Origin of the sequence: Paenibacillus plantarum (assembly GCF_013141695.1) — a bacterium.
Taxonomy (GTDB): domain Bacteria; phylum Bacillota; class Bacilli; order Paenibacillales; family NBRC-103111; genus Paenibacillus_E; species Paenibacillus_E plantarum.
The window spans coordinates 23790-48635 of sequence record NZ_WHNY01000047.1; the positions used below are offsets into that span (position 1 = coordinate 23790).

A 24846-nucleotide genomic window follows, 5' to 3' on the forward strand; every position below is an offset into this window, starting at 1 on the left:
CCTCATCAATTCTATGTAATCAGTATAGCATGAATTTAAGATACATTTTGTACCTTGCAACTTCTTCCAAAGCGATGTATAGTTCAATATGTAAATAAGGTTCAAATTGTATCTTATATAGAGAGGAGCTCGTATCATGGCTACAAAAGAAGATGAAAAAATACCCCGGCCCTTGTTAACTATGGCATTTGTACTTGTCCTTGGTGCGATTGCCCCCATGTTGGATGGAACTATGGTGAACATCGCACTGAATGATTTTGCCAAGGCTTTCGGTGCCTCACTTGATAACATTCAATGGATCGTGACAGGCTATGTATTAGCTACAGGAATAGCCGTTCCCTTTTCGGGATGGCTTATTCAGCGATTTGATGGAAAAAAGGTGTATATCGCCGCTCAGATCGTTTTTCTGATTGGTTCGGTTACCTCAGGACTATCATGGAATTTAGCTAGTATGATTGTTTTCCGGCTTATTCAAGGCTTTAGCGCAGGTTTGATCATGCCACTGTTAACAACGCTTCTAATACAAGCAGCCGGCCAAAAAATACTCGGTCGATTAATGTCTATTGTAGGTCTCCCCATGGTTCTAGGGCCAATTCTGGGACCCGTCATTGGCGGAGTCCTTGTCGATTATCTTTCATGGCATTGGATCTTCTTTATCAATGTTCCAGTCGTGTTCATAACGCTATACTTTATTCATAAAAAGCTGCCCAGCTTCCCCCCCGCCAACCAACAAGCAAAGCTTGATTGGCTAGGGATCTTATTGCTCGGTGGTATTTCGGTTAGTTTTATTTACGGTATCACTGCAGCAGCGGAGATGGCGGGTTTTAATAATACGAAAACCATAACGTTCATCCTAATTGGCGCTGTATTAACTGTCATTTACGTCATGTACGCACTTCGGAATGAGAAAACAGTCATTATGCCCTTAAACTTATTTAAGTTTAGAAGCTTTAGCGCATCCTTTTGCGGTTTATTCCTGGCTGGGATCGGCACAATGGGTCCAATGCTTCTGCTGCCGCTATTATTTCAGAATGTGCGCAATGATTCCATCATCGTAGCTTCATTATCTTTAATCCCTCAGGGGGTCGGCATGTTGCTTGTAAGGCCCCTAATCGGGAAAATGATTGATCGCATCGGTGCCAAGATTGTTGTCATCATCTCGATCGTAATTTCTTTAGTAGGAACAATTCCTTTTATTGGGTTCGATCAAAATACGAGTTATTGGATGATTGCGATTGTACTCCTTATTCGCGGCATCGGCGTTGGCGGCGTAGCAATCCCATTAATGAGTGATGCCTATACAGGTTTAGCCAAGACGCAAATTCCACAAGCCAGTATCGCCACCCGCATTGTTCAAAATATCGGCGGCGCCTTCGGTTCAGCCGTATTAGCAACCATTGTCGTCAATCAGTTGAAAGTTGCGACTCCGGATGTTTCCCATTTGGCATCTGCCTATCAAGCCGGTTTCTTAACAGCGAGCATCCTCATGGTCATCATGATCGTTCCTTCCCTATTTTTAACTAATAAGGTGGCCTTCAAGGTCGCTGCGAAGCAGTAAAGTAACTAATCTAATCACGGTTGTCTCAAAAGAAAATGGCGTACGACCTCATTTCTGGGATCGTACGCCATATGATGGCCCTGTATTCAGTAAGCAGCCGTTCATTCCTCGAAGTATTTATGTCTAATACAGAAATATGCCGGCCTTTCTCCTTCTTGTTCCACTAGTGAGAAGTCGAGTAACTCTTTAACTATTTTCCTTATTGTTACTGCCGACTTTTCAAATATTTCAGTTAAGTCACTCACTGTCAGGCCACTACTAGAATCAAAGAAATGATTTTGGGCCAAAACAAACATAATATCTTTATGATTTTTCGTTAAACCCTGTAACTTTGGCTCACCGTCTAACTTCTTCAATGCCAAATTTAGCAACAGACTTTTTTCTTTCAATTCTGTATTCATCTGCTTAAGAGCTTCAATAATAATTTCTAGAAACGTTTCAATAAAACTATTCATTTCCCCTCTGCTTCTAATACTATTAGAAATTTCAAAAGCCTCAAGGTATTTAGTTTTATACTTATTACACCCTCTCGATAACGATAATGTAGAGATATTTCCTAGATCCTTTGACAAGTACATACTACTAATAAATCTAGAAGTCCTTCCGTTTCCGTCATAAAAAGGATGTATGTAACCAAAATAATAATGGCTAACTGCCACTTTTATTAAATTAGGTATGTCAGAATCATTATTTATGAAGTTTAATAATCTCTCGGTCAGACTAATTATTTCTGATTCTGGTGTAATTCCTTGATGAACAACCTTACCACTACCTGATTTTTTCAAAATATAAGTAGTTTCTTTTCTAAAAATCTCCCCATCAGGAAGTTCCTGCGAGTCAATTTCTCCTTGAGTAATATCATCATGTATTTTTCTAATATCTTTTGAGGTTTGAGGAAACTCAAAATCATCGAGCAGATGGAAGTATGATTTTATCATACTCTCGAATCTCTTCTTTGACTTTTTGTTAAATATTACGTCCTTAGTGCTTCTAACGATTTGTTCTCTACTACTTCTTATTCCCTCTAACTGGTTTGTATTATACAATTCCTCCGAGATGCACTCGATAATAAATTGTTTCTGTGCTACTTTCGGCAGATTTCCAAAGGTAGTGTTAAAATCTCTCGAAATTATGCAAAGGTCACTAATCATCCTAATCATTTTGTTTGTCGGTACATAATATAATTCATAATAAGTAGACTGATCCATAGGTTTGATATGCATTCCAAACCTCACGGTAGAATGATAGTTAAATCTCTCCTCATAAACTTTATTAAATTCACTAGCACTAGTTTCATGGAAGACCTTATGTACATGTCTCATCTAATTCACCGCCGATTTACTATTTACAAGTAATATTTACACACTAAATCGGTGCTGTCTAGTCCTATGTATAAAAATATGTTATTTTTTATATATAGATTCTACTTATTAGATAGAATTAATCCAATACTTTTATATTTGCACCACAAATACAACGTCCATTCCCATTCATCTTAACTTTCACATCTCTCTTGCACGAAGGACATACAACCTTCATCTTTAACACCTCTGTATTAAAAGTGTTATTAGTCTTAACATAAGAAGAAATCTATATACCCCAAATAATAGCTCTCCCCACATAGGGGAATTTACTTTATACATATGCATGATTGTGGAAATTATTTATAAGAAGCTACTTGCGGATTAGTTCCCAAACATGTAAAAGTTTCAATAAAAGTACAAAAGGACTGCCTATCGGCAGTCCTTTACACGGTTATATTTATTCAAAACCACAATTTGTCCATATCTCATCACACTTGAAACCTTAATATTGTCCTTTAATCACGAAGAACGAACCTCGAATCGTCCCCGCAAGTTTGGACTTCTGTCTAGCAAATTTAAACTTCTTCTCTTCCAACTCTTTAGGCACTTCCATCCCCTCAGAAAGCTTAAAACCAACGGCCCGCTTCTTAGGATCATCAACTGTATACATGACATTGATCCCAAGACCGTCCTCATAGAAGATGTAGGTAAATTGGATATTTTCCACTTGGAAACGCGCCGTTTCTAACGGTTTGGCTGCAAACTCAATACCACGTTCTTCTTTTAGAACTCGGTTTGCATACTCCAGGGCCTCCTGGCTTTCACCAGCGGGTACAACCGTAAATTCATGCTTGTATTTATTCATAAAGTAACGGGCTTCATTAGCTCGTAGACCTGCAAGCGACTCTGCAACTGGGGAAGATTCTAAACCAGCTGTAGATACATTTTTAAAATCAACGATCTGAGACACGCTCATCCCTCCTAGAATTTCGCTTATTTCCGAACAACAGGAATCCATACTTCGCCATAGACGAGGCCGTCTCGCTGTCCCATCTCAACTGTTGCATTAGGCCCGCCAACGTAGGCGAAATTCTGGGCTTCTGGCAAGACTTGACCAAAGGCAATCCCAGTAAGTTTATTACTCAACTCATCCGCTGTCTTTCCTTCACCTTTAACGATGAGGTATTCTCCCTTAGGGAATTGAATAACTCTATGTTCTTCCGGAACCGATGCTCCAGTCATAACGCCAGCGTAATACATCATCTTATAGTTGACCGCTTCATTCACGGCAAAAATGTAGTCGTTCGTGGCAATGGCCTTCAATGCATCAAGCCTTCCGTCTTGCTCCACTTCCCGCCAAAAACTTTCCTTCTCCTTATTTATACCGGCATAATCCGTGTAATTGCTCTTCAACTCCGTGCCAATACCTAGAACGATAAAACTGTCTTTTTCCTCAAGGGTATACGTTGCCATGATCAAATCTCCTTTTTATAAATGAATTTTACCTTTATTTTACACTAGATCCTACACTCATTAAAGTTTGCGGCTATTCGGGCGCAGTGCCCAAGAAGCGATGCCAAGCGCAGCATAGAAAAGCGGAAGAATAATATGAAATCCGTAATCCCCGTAATCGTTAGCGAACGCATGAGATAAAGCCGCACCCGTCATTAGAAAAAAGATACCGCTATACGCCCATTCCTTCAGCCGCGGGAAACCTGGCATTACGATCGCAATGACGCCAAGTAGTTTCCAAGCTCCGAGAATATTCGTGATATACAACGGGAAACCAATATCCGTCACTAAATCAACATTCCCCCCATAGCGCATTAGTTGCCCAATACCACTTAATGCAATCGAGAATGCTAGGATAATGGTGACGGTCCAATAAGCGGTTATCCTTCCAATAGGGCGGGATTCTACTTTCGCAATTTTCTCATTACCTAGGATCGTACTCATATTGATTCCTCCTCTATTCTTGTTATTTCTTAATAACTGGAATCCATATTTCCCCAGATACAAAGCCGTTATGATGGCCCATCTCCACCGTTGCATTAGGACCGCCTACATAGGCAAAATCGTCCGCTGCCGGCAACACTTGACCAAAAGCAATGCCCGTAAGCATACTGCTCAACTCATTCGCCGTCTTCCCTTCACCTGTAATAACGAGGTATTGTCCCTTAGGGAATTGAATCATCCTGTGTTCTTGCGATGTCGATGCACCTGTCATAACGCCTGCATAATACATCCGCTTGTGATTTACCGCCTCGTTCACAGCAAAGATATAATTGTTCGTAGACTGCCTTTAAAGCGTCTAAGCTCCTTTTCTATTGATTGCATATTTGTGTTTTCACTTCATACGTTTATAATAACTATTAATCATGTCAAAATATGATACTGTTTAGGGGGCCCGATGCGAAAAGTCGAACGCATTAATATCATCATGCGGTATATTAACAACCGCGCCCATTTTACCATTTCTGAAATCATGCAGGAATTTAATATCTCTCGTTCTACAGCTATCCGCGATATCAGAGAAATTGAGACCATGGGAATGCCGCTTGTCGCTGAAGTTGGGAGAGACGGGGGCTATTTTGTTATGAAAAATTCCGTTCTTCCGACTGTCCGCTTTACCGATAATGAGATTAAAGCCCTTTTTATCGCCTTCATGGCCACAAGAAATCTGCAGCTCCCCTATCTCAAGAGTCGTCAATCTTTAGCTGAAAAACTACTTGGACTTATCTCGGCAAATCAACAAGATGATCTTGTATTGTTAAATCAAATCTTGCTGTTTGAAGGAACCAACCCTCATAATCCCGACTTGCTCGATCTGTCAGATATCCCTCTTCCTATGTTAGAACAGCTCATCCAACTCATTCTATCGGACAGCTACTTAGTCGTTTCCGTCGAGGAAGGCAGCGTAATAAGGTCTTATTCCATTTATGTATTGCACTTATATCGGGAGAAAAGTTCTTGGCAAATTGAAGGCTTTGACCTAGAGGAAGAGAAGCGGCGGATTATTCCTGTCGACAATCTCACTGATGTTACACCGTACTCTGAGAAAAAAAGATTCAGCAAGAAGAAGATTATAGAACTATTAAGCAAGCAGGAAAAAGCCATTAATCTTGTCCTTGAACTAGGTCCAAAGGCGATAGCTCAGTACAAAAAGTATCATCCGTTAGACATTTCAATTTCATATACGAATCCTTATCAGAGTACGGCTATTTTAAAAACGTTCATCCATACTCATCATTCAGATGAATTGAGCGAAATCACAAATTGGCTGCTTTTCTTAGGTGGAGATATGAGGATTAGAGAAATACCGAAAGAGGTTGTTGAAGGTTTACAGGAGCGACTGTCCGTTTATAAAGAATAAATAAAATGATCTCGCTGGGTGCTCTTTGCGTCAACCCATCCATCATTTATACTAATAATGAAGAAGAGGCATCATAGAAGGAGCTGGCACTCGTTATGAAGCATTCAGGACTTCCTGTTCTTAAAAACATGTCGATGTACACAGAGGCTTTGCACACCGAGGGCTTTCATTATTATCGGGATGCCTATAGTTTATTATTTATAGATGCGCGTTCCGTTATACTTACGATTAACAACCACACACACAAGCTTGAAGGCATCGGTTGTATATACCTACCGCCCCATACATCCATTCATATTCAAAATGAGGCTCTGATAGAGAACCTTCAATCATCTACAGAGCAGCTTCGTTTCTATGCCTGCAACTACGAATGGATAGGTGAGGAATCGTCCACGGACTCTCCGTTCATGCCGATGCTGGCTAAACTAAGCCATGCAGTTCTGCTTGATCAAGTGTCCTCCCTATACGATTCATACGAAAATCGGCTGTATAACAGCTTGTCTCAGCGCCTCCCTTTACAGGCTCAATTCCTTACTCTATTCGCTGATGCATGCTGGGCACTTGAACAGCCCGATTGCCTTTCTTTTACTCAGCCGCTGGACGGTATTGACCAGGTCATTTCTTATGTGCATACCCATTATGAACGCAAAATCAAACGAAATGATGTTGTACGCTTATCTGGTTTAAGCCTGCGGCAATTCACGTTAAGTTTTAAGCAGCGGACTGGCTCTACCTTTACCGAATATCTGAATCGTTTACGCATTGACAAGGTGAAAACTATTTTGCTGCAATCCCGACAATCGTTAAACGAAGTTGCCCACCAGGTAGGCTATGCCGATGAGTTCTATTTAAGCCGTAAGTTCAAGCAAGTCACAGGGGTGGCCCCAACGATATATGTACGTAAACCCCATACAATCGCATCCTTGGACCATGCCTTTACACTGGACCTGCTCTCGCTTGGCGTTAAGCCTAGTGCAGCCATTACAGATACTTGGATGAATGATCAGTTTCAACTCTTACAAGGTTCACGTTCGTTTCAACCACTCTATTGGGAAACCGAGCATGCGAGACGGCTGCAGCTACTCCAGAACGTCAAGCCTGATATCATTTTGCTTCCTCTAGTAGAAGGTGATGAATACCAACACATTGAACGCTATCAGCAGGCGGGACTGGTCATTCAGATTCCTTGGCGCGGTGTGACTTGGAAACAACACTTTATGAATGTTGCCCAGATAACGGGTACGGAGCAGCATGCACGCGACTGGTTGGATTCTTTCGATCATCGTGCAGGACAAGTACGGGAAGCTTTATGTCGACTACTAGGTCCGCACGCGACAGTTGCCATCATCAATGTACGCAGCAATCGTTCACTGATTTATGCTTACGGGTACATGGGGGCTGATTTACTCTATGACATTTTGCAGCTGACACGCCCTTGTATTGTTGCTTCTATGTACGCTCAAGGGTTAGAGCACCCTGAGTTTTCTATCCCTGAATTAACCCGTTATGATGCCGATCATTACTTTGTATCCATTGAGAATAATCAAGCAGCCAAACAACGTGCCGTGACCATGATGAGAAGCCCAGAGTGGCTTGCCTTAACTGCCAGGAAGCAACAATATGTATATCCGGTGGATATGACCAAATGGTACGGTTACGGACCAGCTGCCCTAGATGCTCAACTGAATGATGTCATCCATTACCTTTTGCCCAATTATCCAAAGGATCAGAGAATAATCTGACATGTACATGGAAGAATGATCTTGTTATCATTATCAATGAGAATGAGAATCATTATATACGGGAGGGCACTAGGTAATGGGTAGAAAGAGAATATTGCTAATTTGTTTCATTATCATCATGATGGTTGGGGGGACTGTCGCTTGCAGTAATGCGAAGGAATCCGGCAGTACCGCGGGAACACCAACGGCCAATAACCAGTCAGTAGACGCTACTAAGGAAACGGGTAAGCCGAGTACAGAAGCGAAAACTCGATCCTATAAACATATGTCAGGTACTTCCGAAATTCCTGTCAAAGCAGAACGTGTAGTCACCGACTGGTACTATGGCCAACTCGTTGCCCTTGGGCTTAAGCCTATTGGTACAGATGATTACGTACTCAAGAATCATCCCTTCATTAAGAAAGATGGCACGGAGAGCATTGGACAATCGCTGGAGAAGATCGTTGAGTTGCAGCCCGATCTTATCATTTCCTGGGGAGCTTCGAAATACGATAATTTCTCCAAGATCGCTCCAACCGTTCCGTTGGAACTAAGTGGTGGACCTAAGGATTCTGTACGCATCTTTGGAGACATTCTGGGGCGGAAAGCTGAAGCGGAACAATGGATTACGCAATTTGATACGAAAGTAGAAGCGGCTCGGAAAAAGGTTTCTAGTAAAGTTAACAAGGATGAAACATTCACCATCTTCAATATTTGGAAAAATAAACTTCGCGTATATGGGTTTGTCAATATGGGCGGCTACGCGTTGTATGAAGGTCTGCAAGTGACACCTGCGCCTAATGTAGATAAAGAATTCCGGAATGCCAAAGAGTGGTATCGTGAGATCTCTTACGAAGTTCTACCCGAATTTGCAGGCGATCACATTATATTAACGACCTATGACCCTGATGGTACTTCGACTGTTCTCAAAGAACTGGAGAGCAGCCCTCTCTGGAAAAATCTAAAAGCAGTCAAAAATGGAAATGTCCACGTAGTTAACTATAATTACTTGTATAACGATGATCCTATTGCCGTCGAGAATCAGATCGATATCTTGGCTGATGCCATTCTGGCTGGCAGATAGAAATTAATGCCCTAATCTGAATACAGACCCGCTTCTATCCGTTCATTTACGGTTGTGAAGCGGGTCTTTTGGCATGTCGAGAGATTTGTAAAAATTTGTCGGCGACGAAAGGATTTATACACAATTTTGTCGAATTTATGATTATGCATGAAAATACTGGGTTGTTCCCCACGAGGTGCACATATGAAACGTTTCCACTTGATCTTGTTACTACTCATATTTGGCGGCGCTGCCTTCTTGGCATTGCTCCTGTATCCCTATATAAGTTCATCGGAGGATTCCACCAGTCTTCCAATAACCACCTGGAAAGTGCAATGGATTCCTGTTGGAACTCCAGAAGACGCCCCGCCTGACATAAATGGGGAGTGGCTATCTGCCACGGTTGAGCACCCGTTTGTTACCCTTCCCAAAGGGAAGGTCGGCGCATGGATTCACCTGACGGTCCCCCCGACGTCCAACCTATCCAAACCTGGACTGTATATCGAACTCCTGTATGCCATGAACGTAATGATTTATGAGAACAGTAAGCCCGTCTACCAGGTCGATCGCAGTTTTGACTTCGAGCGCACCCTTCTCCAACTTCCGCTCGACCATACGGAGATAGCTAATGATCTCTACCTACGACTAACGGGGAAGGAACGGGCAGGCATCAAAAGTAATGTCCAGCTTGGCGAGCTTCCTGAGATCTCCCAGCAAGCCGTCCGCAAGGAACTGCCTGACCTGTTGTTAGGCGGAGGCCTTGCTTTCCTGTCGCTCCTGATGCTCCTCTGCTCTTGGTACCTGAACCGGGCCCAACGCAGCATCGCTCTGGCGTTAGCCCTATTCGTCATGTGCAGCGGCATTCTGATTATGACCTACTCGGCTATGCCTTGCTACTATTACCCTGAGCTTGGACATCTTTTTTTATTTTTATTTGATACGTCTATTTATATTGTGTTTCCTGCCCTGCTGTACTTCGTCTCCCACATATTCGAAGGCCAGTATCCATGGATTAAGCGGGTGCTTCGTTGGCTTGTTGTGTATTATTCGATTAGCTTCTGCGCTATGGTAGGTTATAAAATCATCGGAACGCCATTGTATTCTCCTTATATGTTCCTGACCCTGTGGTTGGGTGGACCGCTTATTATCGGCCAACTGATTCTCATTAGCGTCCTCGCCTTTCGGAACGCCATGCAGAATCCCAATTCCCTCATCCTCTCATTGGGCATTCTAATGCTAGCCCTTTCCGGTATGACGGATATCTTGCTGTTGTATACGATCGATACATCCTATATTTTTAATTTTTGGAAGTTTGGCATCATTATTCTAATCGCTTCCCTGGTGATGATTCTCAACCGCCGCATCGCATCTGACTATGCCCGGCTCCTATCCTACTCCAAGGAGCTGGAGCTTTACAATCACCAACTGCAGCGGACGGAGAAAATGCAGATCATCAGCGAACTGGCCGCATCCATTGCTCATGAGGTGCGCAACCCGCTTCAAGTCACAAGAGGCTTTTTGCAGCTACTCTCGGGAAAATCAGTAGCACACGACAAGTCCTACTTTAACTTGGCCATTCAGGAGTTGGATCGGGCGTCAGGTATCATAACGGACTTCCTGACCTTTGCGAAACCGGAACTGGATACCCTGGTAGAGCTGGATTTGAAGCATGAGCTCGCACAGATCGAAACCATGATGACACCGCTGGTCTTGCTGAACAAGGGCGAGATGGAGGTCCATGTGCCCGAACCTCAAATCATTCTGGGCAACTCGTCCAAGTTTAAGCAAGCATTGATCAACATTATCAAGAATAGCATAGAGTCCCTTCACGAAGAAGGCCTCATTACCATCAACGCCAGGGCCGAGGGAGGAAACGCTGTCATCCGCATTGCAGATAACGGGGAAGGGATGGAAGCGGAGCAGATCACGAAACTAGGAGAGCCTTACTTCTCAACGAAAACCAAAGGAACCGGCCTCGGCCTGATGGTTACCTTCCGTATTATCGAAGTGATGGAGGGCACCTTGGAATTCCATAGTGAAAAAGGAAAAGGAACCGAAGCCATCATCCGGTTCCCTCTCATTTCCAATCCTAGGACCAAGTAACCTGCGGTGCTACCCCAGTAGCTTTCAATTGATCCAATTCCTCCGGTTGCGGGGGAATGACCAACGCATAATGAGCTGGTGTTTCTGCCAACACACTCAACTCAATATCTTCAGGAACTTCAATTCCGAAATCCTGTTTCAGCGCACTACGGGGATCTGCCAACAAGCGTGCCTTGAAATCCGCGTCCTCCCAAGCTTTCTTAATAATCTTCACTTTCAACGTATCCATGGACATGACAACACAACCCTTCAAAATATTAGGATATCTGCATTTTCATAATACCATGGAACTAGATCGTTTGTACCATCATTAACCATTTTTCGACAAATAAATTTTAAATCCGCCACCATTCAACAAATCATTGTAATGCTCTCTGATCTTGTTAGACTTGCGCTGCAGGCTTTGAGCGATCGCGGATGCGAACCAGGCGAGTTGGATGCCACTCTGCAATTCCATAGTGAAAAAGGAAAAGGAACCGAAGCCATCGTCCGGTTCCCTCTCGTTTTCCTACCCTAATTCCAAGAAGCCATCTGTGGTTGTACCCCAGTACCTGTCAATTCATCTAATTCCTCTGGTTTCGGGGGAATGATCAGAGCATACTTAGTGGGTGTTACCGCCATCACTTGCAGCTCAATACCTTCAGGAATGCTGTGTCCAAAGTCCTGCTCCAACGCACTACGGGGATCTGCCAGCAAACGTGCCTTGAAATCCTCATCCTCCCAAGCTTTCTTGATGATATTCACTTTCAACGTATCCATGGACATGACAACACAACCTTCCAAATATTAGAATATAATGCATCTTCATAATACCTTAGGACTAGACACTTTGTACCAAGGAACCGAATCTATTGTCCGGTTCCCTCTCGTTTCCAACTCTAGTTCCAAGAAAGCATCTGTGGTTGTACCCCAGTACCTGTCAATTCATCTAATTCCTCCGGTTTCGGGGGAATGATCAGCGCATACTTAGTGGGTGTTACCGCCATCACATGCAGCTCAATACCTTCAGGAATACTGTGTCCGAAGTCCTGCTCCAACGCACTACGTGGATCTGCCAGCAAACGTGCTTTGAAATCCGCGTCCTCCCAAGCTTTCTTGATGATATTCACTTTCAACGTATCCATGGACATGATAACACAACCTTCCCAAATATTAGGATAATTTGCATCTTCATAATACCATAGAACTAGACTCGTTGTACCATTATTAACCATTTATCGTCAGATAAACAGAAAATCCCCCATCATTTAACAAACTATCGTAACGATCTCTGATCTCGTTTGCCTTGCTCTGCAAGCTTTGAGCGATCGAGGATGAGAAAATCTGGAGGGATGCGGGAGCATTCTTCATAGCGCTCAACTGATCCGCATAATCGCTTGCAAGGATCGCAAGCCCTCCTAGGGCCTGCTCACGATAAATGCTGCGTTTCACCATACTCTCATCCAAAATTTCGCCTGCCTCTAACTGAAGGTTCTCCCCCAACAACACTAGGAATGCGTTACAGGAGGCCGTCGGCAAATCCTCCAGCCAATCTGTCCAGTCATCGGAGAGTTGGAGTACCGCAAGAGCCAAATCGATGGCTGTCTCCATAACCCGAATCTCTGGGGCCCGTCCGGCTTGAAGCAACAATGCTGCGGCGCACAGTTTTACCGGGGCAGCCTTACGTGCCAACCGGCCAGGATCCCGCGGGTCCATAGGCTCGTCCACCTCACGGTACATAGCATCTGCCCATTCCGCTAAATAGCGATTATAACAAGCCCACAGTTGAGAGTCTACTGAGAAACACCGCTGATAAGCTTCCAAGAACCGTTGATTCAAAAGCGTGCTTAAAGCCAGTGAACGCCGAACCTCCCTCTTCTCATCCATGACATCGTCCAAGAGAAAGAAGGATACCATCCCGTACAAATTCCCCACCGCTAATTCGCGACACAGCTCGATTGGACTCCCCAAGGTCTCTCCAACCCAATACGGGAGAAGGTAGCTGATCATATTAGGTCCCTCGTTGTCCTTCCTATTCAAAGGATAGCACTTGCCCAGAAGCGCCAAAGCTTGCTCCTTCAGTTCCTCCGGAAGCGTCTGCAATTGAGCCGAGGCTTCCCCGAAGATCTGGACAATCTCATCGCTATATTGATCTATTAATTGGTTCATGGCTAGGAATCAGTTCCTCTCTTATTGTGAAAATCAATAACAAAGCATTTCATGCCACAGTTAATGCTCATAGTTGCATCGGGTCTGAAAATTAGCCTTACCCTCTAACACATCCGTTAAGAATGTTTTGGATGCTTCCAATTTTGCTTCTAGCTCCTGGATATAGGTAATTTTCTCTGTAACCAATACTTTCTTCTCGATATCGGAACTCTCATTAATGAGTAAAATTAATTCCTGAATGGTAAAACCTAACGTAAGCAGCATTCTCACATCCTGCAAATATTCAACTACGTCTTCATCATATACGCGATAATTATTTTCATCCCTCGTCAACAATTGCTCCGGAATCAATTTTTTGCGTTCATAGAATCGCAAGGTGGATATGGGCAGCCCTGTCAGCTTAGAAACCTCATTCGCTTTCATAACCGTTCCCCTTCATATACTTACAAATAATTTATACTTGCTATGAACTAAGGTTCATAGTTCATACTAAACAACATGATAACCAATGACATCACAACTGTCAAAATAATTGGTGACATCCAAAGGAGAGAACATGCTGGAACATATCCAAAATAACGATTTCATCAACATTATTACAGGTCGTCGTTCCGTACGACTATATGATGAGAACATCCCCATTCCCAAAGAAGAATTGCAAGCTATCATTCAAGAAGCAAGTTTAGCACCTTCATCTGCGAATATACAGCCTTGGCGTGTCATCGTCGTTCACTCCCCTGAAGGGAAAAGCAAACTTCGGCCTCTTGTGCAATTCAATACACAACAAAATGATACATCAGCAGCGATGCTCGTTATTGTGGGCGATACTCAGAGTGAATTATATGTAGAAGAGATCTATAATACTGCTGTGGAACAAGGAAAAATGCCTAAAGATGTACGCGACAAGCAGGTCACACAAATTATGAGCATGTTTCCTCACATACCTAGGGATTTAAAGATCGAAATTGCCAAAATTGATGCAAGTTTATTTGCCATGCAACTGATGCTAGTAGCCCGTGCGCATGGGTATGACACCAATCCTATGGCAGGCTTTGAACGTGATCAGGTTATTCGTACATTTGATCTGGACGACGAACGCTATGTACCAGTCATGATCCTCTCCATCGGGAAAGCAAAAGAAGAGGGTCATCAATCTGTGCGTTTGCCTAGTGAGCGAATTACCTTTTGGCGGTAATAACAATTCACATTCCCCATTGAACAGAGAAAGTCGGACCGCTAACCGGCCCGACTTTCCTCAAAAGCTTTACAACTCGTACCCTGATTGCGAATTTCTTGCGCGAATGGCTTCTTCTGTTCGTGGAACAAGAAAATCTACAAATAGTGCCGCGTTTGCTTGCACTTCCTCGATGAAAGGACGGAAACTCTTGTTGTATGCTTGGAATGCAAGTTCATAATCACCATCGCATTTTTGGAAAGCATCCGCCAACGCGGCCGCACCATCTATGGCGAGTGATCCACCCATGCCAGCAGCCGGAGAGGCGCAGTATCCAGCATCACCGACAAGTGCTACCCTGCCTTTTGTCCATGATGGCATTTTCATTTGGCACAGCTTGTCAAAGTAAAAAGTCTTCGAGTTCATCACTTCTTCCAGCAATTCCGGTGTCCGCCAGCCTAGTCCGGCAAACTGATTCCTAATGATAGTCCGCTGCCCTTCTTCGTTTCGGTAGTCGTAAGGAATTTCCTTCACCGATGAGAAGCAGAGGACAATATCAGTTTTATTGTTGTAGGTGTTCAACATGACCGCTTTGCCTGGCTCATTGTACATCTGTGTCGTATTCTCCCGGATCAACAACTTATCCACGATCGTGATAGAGAAATAAGTTTCAAGAAAATGCGAGTATTCAGCTTCCTCCCCGAAACATAATTTCCTGACGACCGAATGAATACCATCACAACCGAACACCAGGTCATACGAGCCCTTTTGGCCCCCTTTGAGTGCTACGTCGACGCCGTTACTTTCTTCCTTCAATGAAATGATGCTCTCGCCGAAAATAAACTGGACATCATCCTTAACCGCATCGAACATGAGATTGAGCAATACATCTCGCTCGATTTCATATTCATCTTCTGCGAGATCCACGCGTAATTCCACTTTTTCGGTGACATCATCTGAATTCTTGAATTCCGTAGATTCCATATTTATTTTGTTAGACTTAATTTGGTCGAGCAGCCCCATACGTTTCACAATATCGACGGTATTTTCGCGGATATTTACAGGTGTTCCGCCTTTTTTGAGACCTTCGGCGATCTCAACAACTGTCACATTATAGCCCAACTGATTCATCCAATAGGCAGTTGAGATACCGGCGAAACTCGCTCCACTCACTAGAACATTTTTCTTCATATGCGTTCCCCCTGTAATCCATTCCATGTTTAATGGTGTGATTACAGAATAAAATAGCCTTATAAACTGAATATAAACAATTACACCAATGGTCCACCTGCATTAATCAGTGGAATAGCATTACTTCTTCTCTGTCGCAAAATAAAGGACGGCTGCGACCGGAAAGGCAATGCCAATCCATAACACGGCACTCCAACCTCCTGTCGCATATGCCCATCCACCAATTGCGGATCCGATAGCACCGCCAAAAAAGAAGATTGCCATAAAAAGGCCATTCAGCCGACTGCGAATTTCTGGACTCAGCGAGAAGAGCGCACGTTGTCCAAGCACAAGATTTGCGGATACACCGGCGTCCAATAAAATAGCTGCAACGACGAGAACAACGATTCCGGTAATTGAACCCGTTCGGATCATAAGCGGTATCAACATCGAAATGATGACAGTGCCGAGTGCAATCCCTGTTGCGGGTTTAGTCCAGCCACGGTCCGCCAACCTTCCGGCTACAGGCGCAGCTATAGCCCCCGCAACTCCTACAAGCGCGAACAACGCAATATCTATCTGTGAAAAATGAAACATCGGGCCGGATAACAGTAACGGAACTGTTGTCCAAAATAAGCTAAAAGATGCAAACACAAATGCATGATAAGCTGCCCGACGGCGTAAGATCGGGGTTGTGCGCAGCAAGTGCCACATCGAACCGAGTAGAGCGGCATAGCGTGTGTCTGCCGTGGGCTTTCTTTGGGGTAACACCTTTAACAGTACGATCGCCAAAATAATTATCGCTGCGGATGACAATGCGAATACGGCATGCCAGCCCAGGAATTCGGCCACTAGACTCGACAACGGGCGCGAGAGCATAATGCCAAGCAACAAACCGCTCATAACGTTGCCGACAACGCGACCGCGTGAAGAATCCGATGCAAGGTATGACGCAAAAGGCACGAGTACCTGCGCCGCGACTGACCCTACTCCGATGACAAACGATGCCGCCAAGAATGGCACAGCTTGCTTCGATACTGCCGTAACTGCAAGAGCAACACTTGTAAGAACTAAAGATGCGACAACCAACCTTCGATTTTCAACGATATCTCCCATAGGTACTATAAATAACAAGCCGACTACATAGCCTATCTGTGTTAACGTCACGATCAAGCCGGAGCTATTTGCGGACAACCCGATGGCAGAGCTGATGACCCCTACCAAGGGCTGCGCATAGTAAAGATTAGCTACAATGACGCCGCATGCGGCAGCCAGAAGCAGGATCAGCCATGAGGGGACATTTTTCTCTTTAGTTTGTTTTTTAAAAGTAGTCATTTTAGACAGCTCCTTATATAGAAATATAATGTTCTACAGACAATACATTCATGTTTTCATGTCAACTCCAATTCTATCCTTCCTCATTTATTTTTAAATACTGAACGTATAGTTTATTAAATATATAACAAATAATATACTGAACGTATAGTTTTGTAAATGGGTAATTGCAACTTTATTTCTTATTAATAATTGGTATACTGAACGTATAGTTTATTTGTATCGGATCAGATATGTATGGATGAAAGAGGATGATGACGATGAATGGAAAAAGAGGCAGGCCGCGGAATATTGAATCTCACAAGTCTATCCTTTCCGCATCTTACGAGTTATTGCTGGAAAATGGCTTCCAAGCCGTCACAGTGGATAAAATCGCTGATCGTGCCCAAGTTAGCAAAGCCACGATATATAAATGGTGGCCTAACAAGGCCGCCGTGGTCATGGATGGTTTCATGCATGCTGCCACGGACAGATTACCTATCCCTGATACAGGTACAACATTTAATGACATTCTAATACACGCCACGAATTTAACCGGATTTTTGACAAGCCGAGAGGGGACCATCATTACAGAGTTATTAGGCGAAGGGCAGTTTGATTTAGGATTGGCTGAGGCCTATCGTTCTCGGTTTTTCCATCCCCGTCGACTGGAAGCCAGGGGTCTTTTGGAAAAAGGGGTTCAACGCGGGGAATTGAAAAACAATCTCGACATTGGCATATGTATCGATCTCATTTACGGGCCGATATTCTATCGTTTGCTTGTGACAGGCGAAACCTTGGACAAACCTTATGTGGAGAGTTTAGTAAAAAACGCATTTGAAGGAATCCGTTATTAATCGAACCAAAAAGCCCTTGCTCATCGAGCAAAGGGCTTTTCTTACCACCTAACACGGTGTTGTCATTTAAAGCAACTTAATCAGCTCTTCTAGCTCTTCAACCAATACTTTTGCAAGTTCAAAATTAGTTTCTTTTAAAGCCAATTCTATTTTCATTTCAACTGATTTTTTATTCTGTTCATTTTCTAGGTAGTCTCTATTAAAATGACTCGCATAAATCATCTGTCTAAATTTACGCATACTCATTTTTCTAATCGTCTTATCTTCAATGATCAGAACATAATCCATACCATTTACAACAGAGTAGAAATCATGAGAAATCATGAGAATCGCACCTTTATAGTCTTCAATGGCTTTGTCCAGTGCTATTTGCGTATAGGTGTCTAAATGGCTTGTCGGTTCATCAAGAAGCAATACGTTTGCTTTACTGGCAGAAACCTTAGCCAATTGAAGAATATTTTTTTCTCCACCAGATAAAGATGCTATCTTTTGATTAACGATTTCTCCTTCAAAGCCATAGTTTGAAAGAAACGATCTAACCTCATCATACGTTTTAAACCCAGCATCGATGAATTCCTCTAGTATTGTATTAGAATCCTTTAGCACTTCGCCTTGATTCTGAGATAAATAAGCCACTTTAACATCAGCATGTATTTCAATTGACGCATGATTATTTGTAAAGATATCTCGGAGTAAAGTCGTTTTCCCGGTACCGTTTGAACCAATAATGGCTACTTTATCCGTAGATTTTATCTCAAAATTCACATTGTCTAAAAGCAATTCATCAAACGTAACACTATAATTAGTGACATTTACAACAATGCTGTCTTCAATTTCATTCTCAATACCGAAACTGATCTTCGGTTGCTTAATATCAACAAAGGGCGCTTTAATTCTACGCGCTTCCAATCTTTCTTGAAACCTAACTCTAGCTTTTAATGCTCTCCCTCTAGAGGCTTCTGAATTATACGTTGCAATAGCTCTAAGATTATCAATAATGTTATCGTATCTCTCAATTTCTTCTTGTTCAGCGACTGCGATTTCTTGCAACTCAATTTTTGTCTGAAGTAATGAGAAATTATACTCAATGTACCGCCCATCAAACTCTTGGATCTCCATGTTTTCAAGGTGTAGAATTTTGTTGAAACAATGATTCAATAGATATCGGTTGTGCGTAACAACTAGCAGCATTCCTTTGTGAGAATTAATCAGATTTTTAAGCGCATTTAGATTTTCAAAGTCTAAAAATACATCTGGTTCGTCCATAATCATTAAGTCTGGACGACTAAGCATTTCCTTCATCACTTGAATAAGTTTGAATTCCCCGCCACTCAGGTCAGATACCTTAAGATCTTTTAGCTTCATGAGGTTTGCTAGATTTAGTTTTTTATGAATGTTGCTTTCGAAATCAGCCCCACCGATTGTATCAAATGTGTCTAAAGCTAATTGATACTTTTCTAATAACGCATCCATATCCGATGATGTTTCCATTTCCGTACAAATCGCTGTTATTTCATTTTGTATCTTAATAAATTCTTCCCCTATATATTCAAAAACGGTTGTTTCTTTCGTTTTGTCGAATTGTGGGAATTGACTTACATGCCGAATATTACAAGTCGGGTCTATTTCTAACTTGCCCTCGAACAAATATCTTTCTGGATCCATCAGTATATCGATCAATGTACTTTTCCCGCTGCCGCTTGTTCCTATAAAAGCGCAATGTTGTGCCTCTTCAAGCGTAAATGAAATGTTGTTATATAGTTCTTTTTGCGGAAATGAGAAGGATAAGTTTTCAACTTTTATCATAGTGTTACCTTTCTTTATAACTAAATTTGTGACTATTTTAGAAGTATTGCAAAATATAGATTTAGAATTCCATATGCCCACCATTCTACCACACATAGTGGAGAAAACAGAAACGATCGGAGTCACGCGGTTCGGTTCATAAATATAGACGAATAGTCACTTATGCTGATCACTAATTTGACTTAGAATTAACGTAGAAGATTGAAAAAGGCTGGGATTGCCATGTTAATCAAAAGAGACAAATGGTTGCAATATCGCATCCTTCGCAATGGGTCCTCTCTCGCCGGACGGTTGCCAAAAACACAGTTGCTTAAAAAGAACGTGTTATCCAAGATGCTGCATCACTATCAGAGCGTCGTACTGAAACCTCGCAACGGGAGTTACGGAAGGGATATCGTGTTCATTAAACGAAACGGTGCAAACGCCTATCGTGTTCAAAACGAGAATAATGCTGTCACCATGAGAGACACTGATAAGCTACTCAAATGGCTCCGCAAAAAAAACAGAGGTCGAGGATATATTGTCCAAAGGCGTCTACAGCTTGCTCAAATTGGGAACAGGCCGTTCGACATTCGGATAATGGCTCAGCGAAAAAAAGGCTCTTCATTCACTTGGAACGTGACAGGCTCATACGCGAAAGTTGCGGCGCAAGGTTATCTAGTCACGAATGTGACCAGCCGCACCATCCCAGTGCTTGAGGCGCTAAAATTAGCCCGAATCGGAGATCGGAGCTTGCTTATCAAAGCGGAACGCATCGCTCTATTGGCTGCCAAACGACTGGGTGAGCGTTACCCCAAGCTTAGACAAGTCGGGTTCGATATCGGCATCGACAGGAAACATCGGATTTGGATCATCGAAGGCAATTACAAACCGGACGTGCGCCCTTTCCGGCTCTTGAAAGATTCCTCGATGTATCGCAGAATATTATGGTATAAGAAACATTAAAGCAAAAAAAGACGACCAGCCTTTTATCTTTGGCCTGTCGTCTTTTCATGTTTGGTACTTATTCTTGATAAATACCCACTTGGGAATTCACTTGCGTCTTGGAGCACTTACAACGCGCGTCACTTGGAACCTATTTACCCCTACCTGTATAATGGCAAACTGGCTGAAAGAAGTGCCGGAAGAAGTATAAGGTTCCGCTTCAATATTTCCACTCGGCGTTTTAACCGTTGCGGAGATTTTAGTTACCAAACAGACTCCACGGCTAGATGCTCTCCAAGTCTCGTCACGCTGAACACTATAATTGTCGTCACTACAAAAGATGGATGCATATTCAACTGTCCCAGACGCATTAAACGAAGTGGAGTTAAATATCTGAACGGGGTCATAACCCCCAGGTCCTCTATTTCCCATCCTCAAAACCTCCTTTTTTATTGATATAGTTCAGTAGATGCAATTGATATCGTTTTGGTAAGGTATAAATGTGGACAAGGAAAAAAAGTACGTTTGTCCGGTGGTCGCGAGGATACGGCAGCTTATGACGTGCGCAATAGAGAGTATTTCCTCGAGAGGTTATGCACAAGTTTTTGAAATAAAACAAAGGGCACTCTCTAGAGTGCCCCTGGCTAAAACCCACTGTTACGAAAGTAGGAATTGTGACGAGATTTTTTATGATGTAATATCGTCGAAATTTTGCAAAAGGCGCAGCTCCAGCCCTTGTTCGTTTGTTGTTAGTTCTTGCATGATCGGAATCGTCATATCGGTATTGGGGTTGTATTTCAGGCCCCAGTGCATAATGGCAAACACGACCTGCGTATGAGTGCTACGCCGTCTGTACGGACTCCTGGGGCATCTACATAAGCGGTAGCCTTCGCGACTTGATCACCAAGGGTAAGGGCCAACCCAACCAAAGCGAGCAAATTGCAATCAAACACGGCATAGAGAACTCTTAGAAAACCCATGCCATAGACCGAAGCTCGGCGCTTAGCAACTTGTGCGAGCTCTTCTGAAAGCGTCGAGTAAAGTATTAGCAATAGTCAGTACAAGTTTATTTAAGTTGCTGTAAGAGACTCTGTCCAAATTGTGGCCCTTTTACATCAAAGTTATCTGCAACCGTTGCCCCAATATCCGAAAATGTCTTACTTACGGGCAGCTTACTTTGCCCAGTGAATCCCTTACTGTAGATGAGTAAAGGAACATATTCACGGGTATGATCTGTGCCCATATGAATAGGATCATTACCATGGTCTGCTGTAATGATGAGAAGATCATTTTCACTCAGCTTGGCAAGAACTTCATTTAAGCGATCATCAAATTCTTCTAGTGCTTTCCCATACCCAATCGGATCTCTTCGATGTCCATAAAGTGCATCAAAATCAACAAGATTCAAGAAGCTAAGTCCTGTAAAATCAGTATGAATGATCTCCATGAGTTTATCCATGCCATCCATGTTTGACACTGTGCGCAAAGATTTGGTAACACCTTCACCATCATATATATCTGAGATCTTGCCAATCGCTACTACATCGAACCCTGCATCCTTAAGCTCATTCATCACGGTTCTTCCATAAGGTTTCAAGGCATAATCATGTCGGTTCGACGTTCTCTTGAAATTCCCAACAGACTCTCCCAGGAATGGCCTCGCGATCACTCTGCCTAACATGTATTCCTCACGCAGCGTAATCTCTCTGGCTATCTCGCAGATTTGATATAGTTCTTCCAACGGAACAACCGCTTCATGAGCCGCAATCTGAATCACGGAATCTGCTGAGGTATAGACGATGAGTGCACCAGTGTCTATATGCTCTTGGCCAAGTTCATCCAGAATAGCTGTACCACTTGCTGGCTTATTCCCAATAATCTTTCGTTCCGTTCTTCGTTCTAATTCATTCATTAATTCATTTGGAAATCCATCAGGGAACACTTTGAAAGGAACATTGACTCGCAGGCCCATAATCTCCCAGTGTCCTGTCATTGTATCCTTCCCATTCGAAGCCTCTTGCATTTTGGTGAAATAAGCTAAAGGCTGCTCTACCTTGGGTACTCCGGGTATTTGGTCAATATGGCTTAACCCTAACTTAGATAAAACAGGAACATGCAGCCCATTCATTCTTTCTGCGATATGCCGTAATGTATGTGATCCTGTATCACCGTACTTTTCAGCATCCGGAGCTTCACCGATGCCTACAGAATCCATAACGATGACGAAGATCCGCTTAAACCGAGGTGTTTGTTTCATGTCGAAGCCCCTTCTATGTTAGTTGTACGCTACTAAAATACGATCCCGATAACGATGGCTGATAAAACGCTTACAAGCGTAGCTCCATATAGCAATTTTAATCCAAAACGAGCAACCACATTCCCTTGTTTTTCATTCAAGCCTTTTACGGCACCCACGATTGTCCCAATAGACCCAAAGTTAGCAAATGAGATTAGAAATACAGAAACGATAGCTGTCGTACGATCACTAAAACCGTCCTTAATCTTTACAAAGTCAAGCATAGCCACGAATTCATTCGCCACTAATTTGGTTGCCATGATACTGCCTGCACGAACAGCTTCATTCCATGGCACACCCATAACAAAGGCGATCGGTGCAAAACCATAACCCAATGTTTGTTGGAACGAGATACCGAATATGCCCGCGAAGACGCCGTTAATTAAAGCAATTAAACCAACGAAACCAATCAACATGACCCCAACCACGACGGCTACCTTAAAGCCATCCATGATATACTCGCCCAACATTTCGAAAAACGTCAGTTTTTCTTGTTCCTGAACTTCAACAATATCCTCTTCAGGTTTAACCTCATAGGGGTTGATGATGGATGCAATTATAAAGCCGCCAAAAAGGTTTAGTATTAATGCAGCCACAACATATCTAGGCTCTAGCATCGTCATATAGGAACCAACGATCGACATGGATACCGTAGACATGGCTGATGCGCACAGTGTGTACAGACGTTGTTTAGACAATAATCCGAGTTGGTTTTTCACCGAAATAAACACTTCATTTTGTCCGACAATAGCCGCGGCGACCGCATTATAGGATTCTAATTTCCCCATACCATTTACTTTACTTAGGACCAGTCCAATATACTTGATAATAAAAGGAAGTATTTTATAATATTGCAGAATCCCGATGATCGCTGACATAAATACGATAGGCATCAATACAAAGAGGAAGAATGTATGTGCCCCTTCATTGGCCATGCCACCAAAAATAAAGTTAGTACCTTCATTTGCATATCCCAGTAATTTCGCAAAACTATTGGCAAAGCCCTTGATTAAGAATTCCCCTATACTTGTCTTTAATAGAAGTAATCCTAAAACAATCTGGACCACAATCATGATAAGGACTGGTCGGTATTTAATCTTTTTCTTATCGCTACTTGCAAGCCATGCCAGTATTAGAACAATAATCAGACCAGCAACAGAGATGAAATAATGCATCTTGACCCCTCCAAATTTTTATTTATTGTGCCAACAGACTTCCGTGCATTAATCCACTATTTCCCAATAAGTTAACTTGGTTTTTGTTTGTGAACCGTCCCGCAGTCTCAATAAGTGTTAAGTTATATGGAATCATCAATGACTGTATGAAGAGCAATTTCTACCATTTCATAAAAGGACTGTTCACTTTCTTGATGAGTTAAGTGCTCCTGGGTTAATAATTGGCTACCCGCCGTCAAAATGGACAGTGCTTTTACACCATATTTAGCAGCCAACGTATAGAGCGATGTGCTTTCCATTTCTACCGCTAGTACACCAAAGTCCATAAATTTGTGAAGTCGATCCAACGTTTCTCGGTAAAACTCATCAGAGTTATAAATATTGCCAACAAAGACTTTCACTTTTTTACTTTGTGCTTGTTGATATGCTTTCATTAGCAATGAAAAATCCGCCGTAGGCGCATAATTGCAACCATGGAAAATCTTCTCTGTCATATTGCTGTCTGAAGACACCGCTTGTGCTAATACAATATCGCGGATACTCACTTCTTTTTGCATCGCACCACATGTACCAATCCGAATCAATTTCTTCACTTCATAATCGACGATCAGTTCCGTTGCATAAATACTCATCGATGGATTACCCATCCCTGTCCCCTGAACCGATACCGGCACGCCCTTGTATAACCCCGTGTATCCATACATGCCTCTTACTTCGTTATAACAATAAGCTTCCTCTAAAAAATTCTCCGCTACAAATTTTGCCCGCAAAGGATCTCCTGGTAGTAATACACGGTCCGCTATTTCTCCTTTTTTTGCGCCTAAATGCCTGCTCATATGATTTCCTCCAATAAACTGAAT

At 42.8% G+C, this 24846-nt stretch carries 24 protein-coding genes and 1 pseudogene; 8 read left to right on the forward strand and 17 right to left on the reverse strand.

What is annotated here, in order from left to right:
- Positions 1–136 precede the first annotated feature (136 nt).
- Complete coding sequence (locus GC096_RS15965; protein WP_171631539.1) at positions 137–1558, forward strand: MDR family MFS transporter; 1422 nt, start codon at positions 137–139, stop codon at positions 1556–1558.
- Between the two features lie 101 nt (positions 1559–1659).
- Here the strand turns inward: GC096_RS15965 and GC096_RS15970 are convergent, their stop codons facing one another.
- The 5 genes and pseudogenes from GC096_RS15970 to GC096_RS15990 form a co-directional block, all read right to left on the reverse strand.
- Positions 1660–2880 carry a Fic family protein gene (locus tag GC096_RS15970; protein WP_171631540.1) on the reverse strand — a complete coding sequence of 407 codons (1221 nt, stop codon included), beginning with the start codon at positions 2878–2880 and terminating at the stop codon, positions 1660–1662.
- A gap of 484 nt (positions 2881–3364) precedes the next feature.
- Entirely contained in the window at positions 3365–3832 is a 468-nt protein-coding gene (locus GC096_RS15975) for a DUF8821 family protein (RefSeq protein ID WP_171631541.1), read from the reverse strand.
- Positions 3833–3855: 23 nt separating this feature from the next.
- Positions 3856–4335: a GyrI-like domain-containing protein gene (locus GC096_RS15980; RefSeq protein ID WP_171631542.1), complete on the reverse strand. Its 480-nt coding sequence runs from the start codon at positions 4333–4335 to the stop codon at positions 3856–3858.
- A 60-nt stretch (positions 4336–4395) separates the two neighbouring features.
- Complete coding sequence (locus GC096_RS15985; RefSeq protein WP_171631543.1) at positions 4396–4818, reverse strand: DoxX family protein; 423 nt, start codon at positions 4816–4818, stop codon at positions 4396–4398.
- Between the two features lie 22 nt (positions 4819–4840).
- Positions 4841–5158 (reverse strand): annotated as a pseudogene (locus GC096_RS15990) (effector binding domain-containing protein); the annotation flags it as partial.
- 114 nt (positions 5159–5272) lie between these two features.
- On the opposite strand from GC096_RS15990, the gene GC096_RS15995 reads away from it, so the two are divergent.
- From GC096_RS15995 to GC096_RS16010, 4 genes are all read left to right on the forward strand, one after another.
- The gene (locus tag GC096_RS15995; protein ID WP_171631545.1) at positions 5273–6235 is read left to right on the forward strand and encodes a helix-turn-helix transcriptional regulator; all 963 of its coding nucleotides are present in this window, start codon (positions 5273–5275) and stop codon (positions 6233–6235) included.
- 95 nt (positions 6236–6330) lie between these two features.
- Positions 6331–7977, forward strand: a complete 1647-nt coding sequence (locus GC096_RS16000; RefSeq protein ID WP_171631546.1) for a helix-turn-helix domain-containing protein — start codon at positions 6331–6333, stop codon at positions 7975–7977.
- A 76-nt stretch (positions 7978–8053) separates the two neighbouring features.
- Positions 8054–9040 carry an ABC transporter substrate-binding protein gene (locus tag GC096_RS16005; RefSeq protein ID WP_171631547.1) on the forward strand — a complete coding sequence of 329 codons (987 nt, stop codon included), beginning with the start codon at positions 8054–8056 and terminating at the stop codon, positions 9038–9040.
- Positions 9041–9223: 183 nt separating this feature from the next.
- On the forward strand, positions 9224–11122 hold the full coding sequence (locus GC096_RS16010) for an ATP-binding protein (protein ID WP_171631548.1): 1899 nt from the start codon (positions 9224–9226) through the stop codon (positions 11120–11122).
- Here GC096_RS16010 and GC096_RS16015 read toward each other — a convergent pair.
- The 5 genes from GC096_RS16015 to GC096_RS16035 all read right to left on the reverse strand — a co-directional run bounded on the left by GC096_RS16015 (position 11109) and on the right by GC096_RS16035 (position 13693).
- Positions 11109–11357 (reverse strand): NHLP leader peptide family RiPP precursor, encoded by a 249-nt coding sequence (locus GC096_RS16015; RefSeq protein ID WP_171631549.1) that lies wholly within the window; start codon positions 11355–11357, stop codon positions 11109–11111. The genes GC096_RS16010 and GC096_RS16015 overlap by 14 nt on opposite strands.
- Before the next feature lie 278 nt (positions 11358–11635).
- Entirely contained in the window at positions 11636–11887 is a 252-nt protein-coding gene (locus tag GC096_RS16020) for an NHLP leader peptide family RiPP precursor (RefSeq protein ID WP_171631550.1), read from the reverse strand.
- Positions 11888–12000: 113 nt separating this feature from the next.
- On the reverse strand, positions 12001–12252 hold the full coding sequence (locus tag GC096_RS16025) for an NHLP leader peptide family RiPP precursor (protein WP_171631551.1): 252 nt from the start codon (positions 12250–12252) through the stop codon (positions 12001–12003).
- 76 nt (positions 12253–12328) lie between these two features.
- Positions 12329–13270, reverse strand: a complete 942-nt coding sequence (locus tag GC096_RS16030; protein WP_171631553.1) for a hypothetical protein — start codon at positions 13268–13270, stop codon at positions 12329–12331.
- A 60-nt stretch (positions 13271–13330) separates the two neighbouring features.
- A complete protein-coding gene (locus tag GC096_RS16035; RefSeq protein WP_171631554.1) occupies positions 13331–13693 on the reverse strand; it encodes a helix-turn-helix domain-containing protein in 363 nt (120 codons plus the stop codon).
- A gap of 133 nt (positions 13694–13826) precedes the next feature.
- On the opposite strand from GC096_RS16035, the gene GC096_RS16040 reads away from it, so the two are divergent.
- Positions 13827–14465, forward strand: a complete 639-nt coding sequence (locus GC096_RS16040; RefSeq protein ID WP_171631555.1) for a nitroreductase family protein — start codon at positions 13827–13829, stop codon at positions 14463–14465.
- A gap of 69 nt (positions 14466–14534) precedes the next feature.
- On the opposite strand, the gene GC096_RS16045 is transcribed toward GC096_RS16040, so the two are convergent.
- The gene (locus tag GC096_RS16045) at positions 14535–15635 is read right to left on the reverse strand and encodes an FAD-dependent monooxygenase (RefSeq protein WP_216626146.1); all 1101 of its coding nucleotides are present in this window, start codon (positions 15633–15635) and stop codon (positions 14535–14537) included.
- Between the two features lie 120 nt (positions 15636–15755).
- A complete protein-coding gene (locus GC096_RS16050; RefSeq protein ID WP_171631557.1) occupies positions 15756–16949 on the reverse strand; it encodes an MFS transporter in 1194 nt (397 codons plus the stop codon).
- Positions 16950–17209: 260 nt separating this feature from the next.
- Between GC096_RS16050 and GC096_RS16055 the strand changes: the two genes are divergently transcribed.
- Complete coding sequence (locus GC096_RS16055) at positions 17210–17785, forward strand: TetR/AcrR family transcriptional regulator (RefSeq protein WP_171631558.1); 576 nt, start codon at positions 17210–17212, stop codon at positions 17783–17785.
- Positions 17786–17851: 66 nt separating this feature from the next.
- Here the strand turns inward: GC096_RS16055 and GC096_RS16060 are convergent, their stop codons facing one another.
- Positions 17852–19591: an ABC-F family ATP-binding cassette domain-containing protein gene (locus GC096_RS16060; protein WP_171631559.1), complete on the reverse strand. Its 1740-nt coding sequence runs from the start codon at positions 19589–19591 to the stop codon at positions 17852–17854.
- Between the two features lie 222 nt (positions 19592–19813).
- Between GC096_RS16060 and GC096_RS16065 the strand changes: the two genes are divergently transcribed.
- Positions 19814–20536, forward strand: coding sequence for a YheC/YheD family protein (locus GC096_RS16065; RefSeq protein WP_171631560.1), 723 nt, complete (start codon positions 19814–19816; stop codon positions 20534–20536).
- 87 nt (positions 20537–20623) lie between these two features.
- Here GC096_RS16065 and GC096_RS16070 read toward each other — a convergent pair whose 3' ends face one another.
- The 4 genes from GC096_RS16070 to deoD all read right to left on the reverse strand — a co-directional run bounded on the left by GC096_RS16070 (position 20624) and on the right by deoD (position 24822).
- Complete coding sequence (locus GC096_RS16070; protein WP_171631561.1) at positions 20624–20947, reverse strand: hypothetical protein; 324 nt, start codon at positions 20945–20947, stop codon at positions 20624–20626.
- Between the two features lie 634 nt (positions 20948–21581).
- Complete coding sequence (gene deoB / locus GC096_RS16075; protein ID WP_171631562.1) at positions 21582–22772, reverse strand: phosphopentomutase; 1191 nt, start codon at positions 22770–22772, stop codon at positions 21582–21584.
- Positions 22773–22804: 32 nt separating this feature from the next.
- The gene (locus GC096_RS16080; protein ID WP_171631563.1) at positions 22805–23986 is read right to left on the reverse strand and encodes a NupC/NupG family nucleoside CNT transporter; all 1182 of its coding nucleotides are present in this window, start codon (positions 23984–23986) and stop codon (positions 22805–22807) included.
- 122 nt (positions 23987–24108) lie between these two features.
- Positions 24109–24822 (reverse strand): purine-nucleoside phosphorylase, encoded by a 714-nt coding sequence (deoD, locus tag GC096_RS16085; protein ID WP_171631564.1) that lies wholly within the window; start codon positions 24820–24822, stop codon positions 24109–24111.
- Positions 24823–24846: the final 24 nt, after the last annotated feature.